The organism is Lyngbya sp. PCC 8106, assembly GCF_000169095.1.
Taxonomy (GTDB): domain Bacteria; phylum Cyanobacteriota; class Cyanobacteriia; order Cyanobacteriales; family Microcoleaceae; genus Capilliphycus.
The window spans coordinates 1-12,678 of record NZ_AAVU01000003.1 but is presented as its reverse complement, the minus strand read 5'-3'; the positions used below and the strand labels follow the sequence as shown (position 1 = coordinate 12,678).

12 protein-coding genes are annotated in these 12,678 nt (G+C 41.1%); 7 read left to right on the top strand and 5 right to left on the bottom strand.

Annotation, left to right across the window (positions count from 1 at the left end):
* The first annotated feature begins 56 nt into the window (after positions 1–56).
* Together cruG and petH are read left to right on the top strand one after the other, a co-directional pair.
* Positions 57–1,253, top strand: coding sequence for a 2'-O-glycosyltransferase CruG (cruG, locus tag L8106_RS02445; RefSeq protein WP_009782587.1), 1,197 nt, complete (start codon positions 57–59; stop codon positions 1,251–1,253).
* A gap of 231 nt (positions 1,254–1,484) precedes the next feature.
* Positions 1,485–2,696 carry a ferredoxin--NADP reductase gene (petH, locus tag L8106_RS02440; protein WP_009782586.1) on the top strand — a complete coding sequence of 404 codons (1,212 nt, stop codon included), beginning with the start codon at positions 1,485–1,487 and terminating at the stop codon, positions 2,694–2,696.
* Positions 2,697–2,885: 189 nt separating this feature from the next.
* Here the strand turns inward: petH and L8106_RS02435 are convergent, their stop codons facing one another.
* A complete protein-coding gene (locus L8106_RS02435) occupies positions 2,886–3,155 on the bottom strand; it encodes a hypothetical protein (RefSeq protein ID WP_009782585.1) in 270 nt (89 codons plus the stop codon).
* A 193-nt stretch (positions 3,156–3,348) separates the two neighbouring features.
* Here L8106_RS02435 and L8106_RS02430 point away from each other — a divergent pair, with 193 nt between their 5' ends.
* The 3 genes from L8106_RS02430 to L8106_RS02420 all read left to right on the top strand — a co-directional run bounded on the left by L8106_RS02430 (position 3,349) and on the right by L8106_RS02420 (position 5,620).
* Positions 3,349–4,005, top strand: a complete 657-nt coding sequence (locus L8106_RS02430) for a hypothetical protein (RefSeq protein ID WP_009782584.1) — start codon at positions 3,349–3,351, stop codon at positions 4,003–4,005.
* Between the two features lie 139 nt (positions 4,006–4,144).
* Entirely contained in the window at positions 4,145–5,215 is a 1,071-nt protein-coding gene (locus L8106_RS02425) for a J domain-containing protein (RefSeq protein ID WP_009782583.1), read from the top strand.
* Between the two features lie 132 nt (positions 5,216–5,347).
* Positions 5,348–5,620, top strand: coding sequence for a hypothetical protein (locus tag L8106_RS02420; protein ID WP_009782582.1), 273 nt, complete (start codon positions 5,348–5,350; stop codon positions 5,618–5,620).
* Positions 5,621–5,830: 210 nt separating this feature from the next.
* Here the strand turns inward: L8106_RS02420 and L8106_RS02415 are convergent, their stop codons facing one another.
* Entirely contained in the window at positions 5,831–6,553 is a 723-nt protein-coding gene (locus L8106_RS02415; RefSeq protein WP_009782581.1) for a DUF6940 family protein, read from the bottom strand.
* A gap of 266 nt (positions 6,554–6,819) precedes the next feature.
* On the opposite strand from L8106_RS02415, the gene L8106_RS02405 reads away from it, so the two are divergent.
* Positions 6,820–7,329, top strand: a complete 510-nt coding sequence (locus L8106_RS02405; protein WP_009782579.1) for a hypothetical protein — start codon at positions 6,820–6,822, stop codon at positions 7,327–7,329.
* 29 nt (positions 7,330–7,358) lie between these two features.
* On the opposite strand, the gene L8106_RS02400 is transcribed toward L8106_RS02405, so the two are convergent.
* On the bottom strand, positions 7,359–9,215 hold the full coding sequence (locus tag L8106_RS02400; RefSeq protein ID WP_009782578.1) for a hypothetical protein: 1,857 nt from the start codon (positions 9,213–9,215) through the stop codon (positions 7,359–7,361).
* Between the two features lie 355 nt (positions 9,216–9,570).
* Between L8106_RS02400 and L8106_RS02395 the strand changes: the two genes are divergently transcribed.
* The gene (locus L8106_RS02395; RefSeq protein ID WP_009782577.1) at positions 9,571–9,855 is read left to right on the top strand and encodes a hypothetical protein; all 285 of its coding nucleotides are present in this window, start codon (positions 9,571–9,573) and stop codon (positions 9,853–9,855) included.
* Between the two features lie 103 nt (positions 9,856–9,958).
* Here L8106_RS02395 and L8106_RS02390 read toward each other — a convergent pair whose 3' ends face one another.
* Both L8106_RS02390 and L8106_RS33395 read right to left on the bottom strand, forming a co-directional pair.
* Positions 9,959–11,188, bottom strand: a complete 1,230-nt coding sequence (locus tag L8106_RS02390) for a caspase family protein (protein WP_009782576.1) — start codon at positions 11,186–11,188, stop codon at positions 9,959–9,961.
* A 103-nt stretch (positions 11,189–11,291) separates the two neighbouring features.
* Positions 11,292–12,678: CHAT domain-containing protein (locus L8106_RS33395; RefSeq protein WP_009782575.1), on the bottom strand; the 1,387-nt coding region annotated here is incomplete at its 5' end.

The following is a 12,678-nucleotide window of genomic DNA, read 5'->3' as shown; positions in this document are numbered from 1 at the left end:
CTATGCTAAATTTGCAAGCATCCTTGTGCCTCGTTAACGGACGCAATCAATTTTCAATGACCAATTACTTCTTGCCAGTCTGGATCGGTGCTTTAACTTTGCTGATCTTGATTGTACAAATTCCGGCTACGGCGATTGTTCTTTCTCGTCTATTTAAGGCTCTCAACCGTAATTTTCCGCTGCAACCTCATTTGCCAACTCCTGATTTATTGGGAACGGTGAGTGTTGTTGTTCCGACTTTAAACGAAGCTGCACGAATTTCTCCTTGTTTATCAGGGTTGAGTCGGCAAAGCTATGAAGTACGGGAAATTTTGGTTGTTGATAGTCATTCAACGGATGGCACTGGTGAAATGGTGCAGACGAAAGCTCAACGCGATCCTCGATTTCGCCTGATCACCGATGATCCATTGCCTGCGGATTGGGTTGGACGGCCTTGGGCTTTACATACGGGTTTTCTGCACAGTTCCCCAAAAAGTGAGTGGGTGTTGGGGGTTGATGCGGATACTCAACCGAGTCCGGCTTTAGCTGCAACTCTGGTGAAAACGGCGATCGCACAAGGCTATGATTTGATTTCTCTGTCTTGTCGGTTTATTTTAAAATATCCGGGAGAATTGTGGTTACAACCTGCACTGTTAATCACGTTGATTTATCGTTTTGGGCCACCGGATACTCACCCCACAAGCCCGGAACGAGTGATGGCGAATGGTCAATGTTTTCTCTGTCGGCGTTCGGTTCTCGAAGCCATGAACGGATATACCAGTGCAAAGGGTTCTTTTTGCGATGATGTGACTTTAGCTCGTCATATCGCCGCGAGAGGGTTTAAAGTCGGGTTTCTCGATGGGGCGAATTTACTGAAAGTGCGAATGTACGATGGTTTCCGCGATACCTGGTCCGGATGGGGGCGATCGCTAGATCTCAAGGATGCTTCTTCCGTGGCGCAACTGTGGGGAGATTTAGGGGTATTATTAGCCATTCAGGGTTTACCTTTACCAATTTTGGTGTTGAGTCTGGGATGTTGGAGATTTTTGCCTTTATCTAATCCCTTAGTGTTGATTTTACTGGGTTTAAATTTATTTTGGCTAACGGTTCGGTTTGCTTTATGTGGTGCGATCACTTCAGCTTACGATTTGTCTGTTGCTCAGGGAAAATGGATATTTTGGTTATCTCCGTTGGCTGATCCGTTAGCAGTGGTGCGGTTGTTTGTTTCTGCCAATCGTAAGCCGACTCAATGGCGAGGACGAGTTTATCAGTAAACAGTCGGGGCAATTCAACAATTGTCCTTAGCCGTGAACTTCTGACTTTAGATTGTAAAATAGTGAAAAGCCTAACAAAAAAAGCAACTCTTGTCTGAATGAGCAGTTAAACTCATCAAGGCAGAGACGTAATATTTGCTGGAAGAATAACACCTTAAGAATGGCTTAAAGTGATCTATATGTCACATTCTGCGGGTGAATCGCTCGGTATTGTAAGGGAGAAATTTATCGATGTATAGTCCTAGTGGATCTGGTGTAGCAACGAAGACAGGGGCAAATAGTCGGGTCTTCGTGTTTGAAGTGGAGGGAATGCGTCAAGGGGGTGATTCCGACAAATTCACTTATCCGATTCGTCGCAGTGGCAGAGTATCTATTACCGTGCCTTATGAACGGATGAATCAGGAAATGCGTCGCATTTCTCGTTTGGGTGGTCGGATTGTTAATATTCGTCCCTGTAACGGCAATCCCTCAGCCCAAAGCAGCGCTACATCAGGAAATGGACTACAAAGTCAACAGTCTGGAGAACAGAAGAAGCCCATGACGCAAGCTAAAGCTCATACTGACGTTCCTATCAATATCTACAAGCCTAAGACTCCCTTTACTGGCAAATGTCTGTCTAGTAAAGAATTAGTTCAAGAGGGTGGAGAAGGGACTGTTCGTCACCTCACTTTTGATCTTTCTGGTGGCGATTTGCGTTACCTTGAAGGTCAAAGTATTGGGATTATCCCTCCAGGCACAGATGCGAATGGCAAACCTCATAAGCTGAGGCTTTATTCCATTGCTTCAACTCGCCACGGCGATAATCTTGATGAGAAAACAGTGTCTTTGTGTGTACGCCAACTCGAATATAAGCATCCTGAAACGGGTGATACGGTCTATGGGGTTTGCTCTTCCTTCCTCTGCAACATCAAAGAAGGAGATGATGTAAGCATTACCGGGCCTGTTGGTAAGGAAATGCTGTTACCGGATGATGAAGATGCCACAATCATTATGATGGCAACAGGGACAGGAATTGCTCCTTTCCGCGCTTTCATCTGGCGGATGTTTAAGGAAAGAGAACAAAACCCTGATTATCAGTTCAAAGGTCTGGCTTGGCTATTTTTTGGTTGCGCCTACACTCCCAATATTCTCTACAAAGAAGAGCTTGAAGAGTTACAACGTCAATTTCCTGACAATTTCCGCGTAACTTATGCCGTTAGTCGTGAACAAAAGAATAAAGACGGTGGCAAAATGTATATTCAGCATCGGATTCAAGAAAATGCTGATGAGTTGTGGCAGTTGAATCAAAAACCCAACACCCACACCTACATTTGTGGTTTGAAAGGTATGGAAGGCGGGATTGACGAAGGAATGTCCGCCGCCGCAAGTAAGTTTGGTGCTGACTGGAGTGAATTCCAGAAGCAACTGAAGAAAGACCACCGTTGGCACGTTGAAACCTACTAATTGTTAAGGTTAGAAGGTTTTGATCGCATTAAGATTCTAGTGAGTTAATAGTATTTGGGGTGAGGGTTTTATTGATAGCCTTCACCCCTTTAATTTATGAGTTTTTAGAGTAAAAATATATCGTAAATTCCTCACGAATTCCATTGACAATCAATGTCTATCTGAATTTGAGGATAATCAAAAGTTACTCTAAAACCTCAAAGCAATTAAGCTAATTAGCCCCAGTAAACCCAGCGACTGACGAAAGTAGTTAACACCATCGAATAACTCTTGCCACGCCCAAGTAAACAAAGAACCAAAAGCGATTGCGTCTAGACCTGTATGGAGATTGCCACCAGGAACAATTAATTTGAGTACAGTGGTTATAATCCCGACGATAAGCGGTAAATTGGGGGGTTGAGCAATAACAATATTGCCCTCGCTATCTCGAAACGTTTTATCGAATAAGTTATCTTCCATGAATGATTGAATCAACAATTATCTCCAAATCTAAGTCTACTTGGCTTGGGGAGATTTCACTCTCCCCCTTTAGTCATAATTGGGGTTGACTTCCAACGAGGATTGAAAATTTAATCAATAAAACTGTGCATGGGGTTAACCCACTTAGAGATATGTTTATGTCAATAATGCTCATTCATTAGCCCTGAAAAAAATGAATAATTATCGCGCCATTTTGAAGCGAGTCGGTATTGTACTGATCATAGTCGGAATTCTTGATATCGTGTATTTTTTCCAAGTCATTCCCCCAGAAAGCCGAAGCTATTCATCTAGCTTTTTTTACTTAATCGCAATTGGTGTATTGTTCCTCTGTGGAAACCTGCGTGCCGTTCCTCTCGTTACCTGGGGCAGTGCCTTATTGCTCTCCTATTTCGTCACCTCTTTATTGATATTACTTCCCTTAAGACCCGCAGAACTTTGGGCAACTGAATTTCGCCTTGATTCAGTGAGTTTTTCCCTGTCACTTTTGTATAAAATTGCAGAAATCGTCCTTTTGTTCTGGGTTTATACTCAACTGCGGACTACAGCTGTCGTTAGGGCTACCGTAAAATCTGGTTATTCCGCCTCAACTCCGAAGCTAGCATTCATCCTGGGGGTCGTATTTGTAGCGGTGATTACTGGCATGATGCACTTCATTCGTGTCGGCGAAACAGGAGTTAAAGCCGTGGAAATAGCCCAAGCCCAATACGGAGAAGTCTACAAATATCATATCACAGGGATAAGTTGGGAGAATGGTCAGGTCAGAGCCAGCCTAATCGCATACAACAAACAAGAGATCAAACCCGTAAAAGTTGAGTGGAACAGTCAATAAAGCGAAGCGTTATATCATATTAATCTTCTTCAACACCTCTACTACCTTCAGCCCGAACAACCTGAATAACCTGAAAATTATTGACGAATTGACAGATATTCCCTTTACAATAAATACGATCTCATTATCTCCTGTTTATATGTCTCGTTCTCAAAAACAAACTTCATCTACACCCACCGAGTCAACTACATCCTTAGGACTTTCCAGTTTTCACGAACGTCATCGCCTTCTCGAAGAAGAACATCAATGGCTTCTTAAACAGATTAAACGAAAACGCACTGAACTCAAAAACTTCTTAGATCAGATACGTACCATTGCGACTCGAATTTTTAGCCAAGCTTCCCCTCTCTATCAAAAACAAAATCAACTGGATACTAAAATTCATAATTTATTTGAAGAAATATTAACCAATCGAAAATTGGGAAAAAAGAGCAAACAAGATATTCTCAATGTTTATCATTCTCTCCAATTAATCGGATTAATCAGTCCTCAATTAGATGAAGATGATGAATTTGATACTTTTTTCAACGATTCCTCATCAGAGCGAGGGAATACTGAAGCTGGAGAAAACTTCTTTAATAATAATACCCACAACTTTAATCAATTTGATGAAGATAATTCTTTTACAGAATCTCAAACAAAATCCCCTGAATCTCAACAAATTCGACAAACATTTCTAAAATTAGCTTCTCTTTTTCATCCAGATAAAGTCACAGATGCCGAAACACAAATGTACCATAATGAGGTAATGAAAGAAATTAACCGTGCTTATCAAGAAGGGGATATTGCTCGACTGCTTGAAATCGAAAAACAACACCATCTTCAAGAAGAAATTGACTCAAGTAGCAGCACCAAATCTGAAATTGAAAGGCTTTGTCTTCGACGGGAAAAAGACAATAAACTTCTCAAAAACCAGTACGAAAACCTCAAAAAAGAACTCCGTATTGCTCGAAATACGCCCGAAGGTGAACTGGTCAAAGATTATCGTGCTTGTCAAAAACAGGGAGTTGATGCCGTTGCTGAAATTGTTTTAGAATTAGAATCTAAAGTCAAAGCAATAGAAAATATCTATAATTTTGTCCGGGACTTTCGAGACAAAAAAATCACGATTAAAGAGTTTGTAAAAGGCCCCAGTCGTCCTGAAAATGCTGAAGAAATGCTAGAAATGATGTTAAGTCGCTTATTTGAAATAGAACTTGAACTTGAATAATAATAAAATCAATGGGGAACTGGGCGGCTAGATTGGGAAAAGCTTATTTTTAATTCTGCGATCATAATAGTGTAAGATAGGGAATTAAAATGTCAGAATTCATAATTAAGTTAATCGGGAGCTTGCATAAGGATGAGAGTTGAATCTATTGAACAAGAATACATGACTAACTCAGACGAAAATCTAACCAATAGTGAAGCAGTCCTCGTCACAAAAGTTATTTTTGAAGGTGTTGATAGCCCCTGTATTTTATCACGGTTAATGATAGAAGCACTAGGCCGTCCTGGTAAAGATAATGATATGGAATTCCTCAACAGTGGCGAACGCTGTATCGTTGTTTGGACTCACCCTCAACTGAGTCTTGAAGCTACACAAAATCTCGTCAATAGTGCAATTTTCAAATAATAAACAACCCGTTTTCCAAACCAATTAGTCTTGAGAAATCCGACTATTCTTGAACCGTCTTTTATCTATACTTTGTTTGTATTAGGTGCTGGAGGTGCAAGTTCTCTAATCAAAAAGAAAAAACAGTAATAAAATACTGTTCACTTTTGGGATCTAATTTTGTAGATTAAATCCTCAGTTGACTCAACTCTCTGAGGATTTTGTGTTGAGTCACTTTAATAGATAATCGGTTTGGGATCTATATAAACCCGGAGTTGAAGTATTTGGTTCATTATAGACTGGGTAAATCGTTTTATACCAAAGTGCTTGAGTTTGGTTGTTAATGCTTTTGGCGGATAAAAGTGTGAGATACTTCAGACTCAAATCAAAACGAATGTGCATCCAGGGAACACCATGACCATGCGTATTACACCATATTGAACCCCCTTGTTCAATCGTTTTATGAGCAATTTCTCCAACCCGTTTCCATAAAGCCTGTTGTAAATCAATAGAAGCCAAGCGACAAAAAGCAGCAATATGACCATAACTTCCTGTGTCTTTGGGTATCACCAACAACGCATCACCCGATAAATTAGAGAATGTTGTCACCTGTTCATGGGGTTTCAACTTCTGAAGATATTCTTGATAAGCTTGGGAATTTGCGGGAGAAAAATTAGACGGAATTAATACCGCGAAGAAGGGGTGAGTTGTGGTAAAACTAGAGTGAATCGGAATAGGTTGCCAAAGAAAGTCGAAGGGAATATCAGCCCAAGTTTGATTCCAGAGTTGTCGAAAATCAGCTTGACTTGACAACCCTCTGGCGATCGCCGACCAAGAAAAAGGGCGCTGGTGAGAATCGACAAACCGAACAACTATTGTATCTTGTTGGTGAATTTTCAGGCGAACTCGATGGGCTGTTGCGTGATTAATATTGCTATCCGAACACAGTTTCATGAGTACATCCGTTATTCTAACTCTCAGGAGTGTAACAAATTAAATTTAAGATTAGATTAATTAGGTAGATATTTAGTAACCGAACAGAATATTTGACCAAGCGGGTGATCTGATCACTATATTCCACAATTAGGAGAGGATAGTCAAGGAAAAACTCATGACGATTACCTCGACTGTCAAAAAAATGAAACTGCATAAAAGCTAATTGTTCCTCCTATTCACAAAGTAGAGAAGAAAAAACCTCCACAAAAAAAAGGAACTCAATTATGATTTTTCATCCTAAATCCATCGTAGTTTTTACCGTCGTTAATACCTTGTCAGTCGGATTCATCTTAACGAGTTTATCGACTTCAGGATTAGCTGAAAGTGTTCAAAGAAGACAAATTCAACGCTCTCCTGTACAGTCACAGATTAAACCTAATACGAATTTGGGAATCTCTCCCGGTTTACAGGGAAATTGGAAAGGAAACATCAATGCACAAGGAGATGATGTTCTGACTAGCGTTGAAATTATTGTCACTTCCAAATCCGGTTCTAACTATCAAGGAACGTGGAAACATCACGGTTCAAAGTATAATGCTCAACAGGATTCTTGGGAAGATACAATTCTCCAACAAGGAAGTCTAAAAGCCTCTAGACAAGGAAATGAAATCACACTAGAATTGGATGGATTCAATAGCAATAAACTGGTTCTTGCTGGACTGCTAACTCCTAGTAAGATTTCTGGAGAAGTTGTTGGAAATTCTCATTTCGTCTTCTCTTTTCTCAAACAATAATTAGGACGAATTATCCTCCTAATTGTCTCTTATTCTTCCCATTGCGGTGCTGTTAACGTTGTGCGTAACTTCCAGTTTCCTTGCGGATGAATAAGTTCTAAAACACCACTGGATAATTCTTGCTTCAAATAGGGACTGTCTAACACCGCCCAATTTCCTAAAACTCGTTCTTGATTATTGACAGTTCCTCGTCCAATACCGCGATTGGGTTCGTAAATCATTTCTAAGCGATCGCCTGTGACCGATTTGTAGGATAATTGACCTAGATTCGTCCAGAGGCGATCATTAACTTCGGTTTGGTCTAAACGTTTTTTTAAAGCTTCCAAATTGGGCGCATCATTGACAGAAACCACTTCTGTTATCCAAGCGGTATTTACCCCATTTGCAGCTAAAACTTGATCCTCAGAATATTTTTCTGAAACTTGCGGTTTCCAGTCTATCGTATCTCCCCAAACCTGTACGGACAACCAAACATTTTCAACTTGCCAAATATACCAATTATTATGTCTTTGGGGTTCACCATAGCGAGTTGGAAGCACTAAATGAGAACGAGTTGGAACCTTAGCTGCAATGTCACGCTCGTTCAATCTTAATTGATAGAGAACCGTTCCTTTTTCCTGCAAAAATTGATCGCCGGGAGAATTTCCCGCAGCCATCGGACTGTGATAGGTTCCGCCCAAACTGACTACCGCATTATCAACGCCTTTAGGATCGCGAATAACGAGTTTATAAGTTGCATATTGGGCATTAATTGTTCCCTGAACTTGATAAGAACGAAACGGAATTAACAGTGTGGATAAACTGTAATCTTCGGTGATATAAAACGTTTCCCAAAATTGATTATCTTGATGATAACTATAGTAACTCGGATGACTGGCTTTCAATAAAAACGGAAGCTGTACTTCTTTCTTCGCTAAAGCGGTCATTTCTGTCGGAGGACGGTAGGAACTCAACGCCGCCGGAACCCCAACCCAGGCGTATTTTTGCGGGATACGGTCAGCCGTTTGGGGGTCGTCTCCCCACCACACCCAAGCCACCGCACTCAACTCGCTATTATCCCAAGTTCCGCGATCAAACCCCCGACTTTCGGCACCTCCGGCTGTTCCCCAACTCAAACGAACCGCCATATTTGCAGCCAACCAGTCGAGAGTGGCTTTGGCGAGTTGTCGGAGTTCGGGCGTTTTGGCAAAATCATAAATATTCAGTAAACCTGCGATCGCATAACCGTAGTATGTTGAAGAATGGAACTCACCCTGACCGATGGTGAGAAATTTATTCAGTTCGGCCCGCATCCACGCTTCATTGGTTGCAGCCACACCGGGCGCCCCATTCGGCCAACCACTTCCATCCATCAAAGCCAGTCCCGAACCCCGTTGCATGAACATATGATTTTCGGTGCCTTGTTCCATCCATTCGATCACTTCGGGGCTTTCTAGCATTTGGCGATAGGTGGTTACAAGGTCGGGGGGAAGTTGATCGCGAAAGAGAAAAAACAGGCGAATATCGTGAATAGCCCGAAAATGGTACAAGTCGGGGCGATCTTTATCCAAACTGCGTAAAAACGGCCAAAGGGTTTCGGGGTTGTATTGTTCGGGTAGACTCAGACGGGCGAGAATAACCGGAAGCAGGTATTTGTGAGGATCACCGAGTTTAACTCGTCGCCACCACTCATCGAGGCTACTGAGGTCTTCTGAGGCGACTCTTTGACGAATGGCGAGGCTGCGTTGTTGAAAAGCTTGTTCGGTGTCGTTGTCCCAAATGCGGCTAGAGGTTGAAAAATTTTCTGTCAATTTTTCGGGGGTTGTGTCCGGGGTCTGACTGGAACAACTAAGTATACTACTGAGTGTAAGGAAAAGAGCCGCAATTGCAAAGGGTTTGAGCTTCATAAGGGGGTTCTCCGGTTAGTGTTTTTAAGGTTAAGAAAAGCTGATTTTTTGCCTCAATGTATCTATTGTGAAAAGAAAACAACTAATTTCTGCGTGTTTTCACGGAGATAGCGTTTCATATCCAAAAAAAAATCCGTAATTCATACATTGTGGTAAACCGAGCTTCCTTGATATCTTATATACAGATGCATAGAGAAACACCCCAGATTGACCCCGTTCCATCAGACGGGGTTTTATTTATGGTAATCAAGTTGGTTTAATAAATGTTTGATATTTATCTAAACTGGTGATAACCTGCGAAGGAGATACAATAGAAAGTAATTAATTAACTGACTTTTGAGATAAACTACCCGCCATGTTCAAGTACCTGTTCGCTGCTTTAACGGCATTGGTTTTAGTGTTGTGGGGTTCAGGAACGTTCACACCCGCTAACGCCACAACAAACACGACCACAAATGATCCTCAAGTCTACATTTGGGATTATACTGCGATCGGCAGTAACCAAGTTGTTTGTAAACAGGTGGGCTTTCATACCGTTTCTCGTCCCCTCCCCAAAGGTGTAGATGTTCAACCGACTCATATTTCTTCAAAAGTGGTTGATGAGGGCTATTGTGCTAATTTAACTAAACCGAAAGTTTAATCTCACTCTATCTTAAAAAACCCGGTTTCTCAGAGATCGGGTTTTTGAGATCAAAACCGATTTATAGAATACTAAAACTCATCGTGTTCTCGCCACAACCGGGCTATCTGACTCCTGACAAAGACAACAACGTTCCGACTTCAATATTCCCCTCAATGGTGGCAATTCCAACTAACCCTTTACGAGACTGAAGAATCACTTTTCTAGACGAATTTGATTGAGAATTCACAATATTAAAAATAGTTCTTGACTTTAACTCTGCTTTTTGTTTTACTGTTAACCCTCCTAACCAAATTTGGGCTTGATTTCCTGTAATTTCTGTAATCACCGCATTGGCAACTGGGGTTTTATTGTTGACAAAATACAGAGGTTTATTTTCATATCCACTCTCTATTTTAACTTCATATAGTGGATTTTGAGACAAGTTTCGCGGAATTTGTGTATTTGTATAAGCAATCGCATTTTCAGGGGTTCCCGTATTTTGCCAAAGATATTGAGTTAATAGATAACTAAAAATTCCTACATGAAAATCAAGAATTTTTACATCCTTAGCCGTTTGACTCGGTTGGGCGGAAGCCAAAACTACACCTTTAGCAACTCCTGTTTTATATCCTTGTACAAACTCCTCTGGGGACATATCTAAACGAGAAAGCCATTGTTCTTGATAGGCTTTTTCTTGAGACGAAATCTCTATTTTTTCTCCTCCATCTCGTGAACGAACTTTAAAATCTCTGGTTTTCATTCCCGAAAAACAACTATCAAGAACTGCGGTAAAGTTTTCGGTTTGTATTGCAGACATCAACAAAAATAAAGTATGTCCCATAATATCATCAACCGCGCCCCCAACATTCGGATAACCCGCAGGAAGTACACTATCAACCGGAACAAAAGTTCCATTTAAACCCGTACTGTCAACAATTGGACTTTTACCAATGATTGGGTTAGGATCTAAAACGCGAGAACCATGTCCTGAGTAATGAAAAACAGCTACATCTCCGGGTTTGGCTTGTTTAATTAAATGTTCTTCAAAAGCCTCTAAAATTCCTTGACGGGTGGCTTGTTTATCCGTTAAAATTAAAATATCTTTGGGATTAAAACCAAACCGATGAATGAGTAACATTTCCTGCATAATTACATCATTCACACAGCCATTCAACGGATCTTTTTGATATTGATTTATCCCAACTAACAAAGCCAGTTTCCGAGGAGTATTTTGGGCTAATACTTTACCATAACGGTCGAATTTCGGGAGTAAATTAAAAGAATTGAGTCCGAGGGTGGCGAGGGTTGAACCCGCAAACTCAATGAAACGACGACGAGAAGTAAAAGACATTTTTAAATATTTTGTTTAAAGATCAGACTAATAGCCTATAAATTAGTTTAGCACAATATCCGCTTCAAAGTCCCCCTTTTTAAGGGGGATTTAGGGGAATAAATCACCGAGTTGAAAGTCCGGTTTTCCATTCTCCCTGAAACACAAACGGCGCCCAAAAGAAAGGTGCATTTCTTGTGTCTGATTGAAGCATTTCTAACTGAACTTCTCGCATCGCTGTAGCCGGATTTGAATCCATTTGTAATATTTTTTGATAGTAATTTTGCATCAATTCCGAAGTTGAATCATCAGCAACCGCCCACAAACTCACTACAACTCGTTCAGCCCCTGCATACATAAAACCCCTCGTTAAACTCACCAATCCTTCACCCCGAATCTCCTGACCAACTCCGGTTTGACACGCACTTAATACCACTAAATCCGCCGAAAGCGTTAAATTAAAAATATCACTTAATTGTAAAAATCCTGCTTTTTCTGTTCCTTGTTCATCGTACAAAGAAAACACCAATCCTGATAATTCCGGTTGGCTTTCATTCAACAGTCCGTGCGTGGCAAAATGAACGATTTGATATTGAGATAAATTAGAATCCGTTGCAGTTGTTCGGTTCGCATTAAAATCTAGTGCTAGTCGTTCTAAATTGTCGGGAACTAATGCTAAAATGGCTTCCGCTTCTTGGCGAGTGTGTTGTAAACGACCAAAAGATTTACCCAGAAAATTTTCTAGAGATTGTCTTAAGACGATTTGATTAACATCATTAATTTCGGTTTTTGTTGACGATGCAATTTGAAAACGGGCGTCATTTTCTTCAAAAACAGGGTCGGCAATAACTACAACTTTTTTCGGAGCGGGTGTTCGTCCTTGAACTTGTTCTCGGAGAATTGCTAAACTGGAAGCAGAAGGTAAATTCACAATTTCATGCTGAACAATTAACGGTGTGTATGTTGCCCCCCTAGCCCCCCAAATTTGGGGGGAATTAATCTTTTCCAAGTCCCCCAGAATTGGGGGATTTAGGGGGCGAGAAGTCTTTAACTGAGGGTTGATAGCCCCCCTAGCCCCCCAAATTTGGGGGGAATTAATCTTTTCCAAGTCTCCCATTTTTACAAGTCCCCCATCTATGAAAGCCCCCATTATTGGGGGTTTGGGGGCAGGGGGATTTAGGGGGCGAGAAACGGGGCTAGAAATCGGTAACGCCGCAAAGGGAACAGTTTGTAAAATCCCATCCCCAACGATAACTAACCGTTTATTTCCTAACTGATTGATAACGGGAGATAATAAAACTTGACTCAACTTTTCACCCGAAGATGGAACTACAGCCAGAGATTGAATTTCTTGTAAAAAAGATGTTGCTAACGCTTCAATATCTGAACGTTTTGGGAGTTGATAACTTTTAACTTCCGTTGTACTCACCAACCATAAAAAACTGCGATCGCGTCCCAACGAATAAACCAACAACACCGTCTCCTCATCGAGAACTTGTTGCTGAATTTCC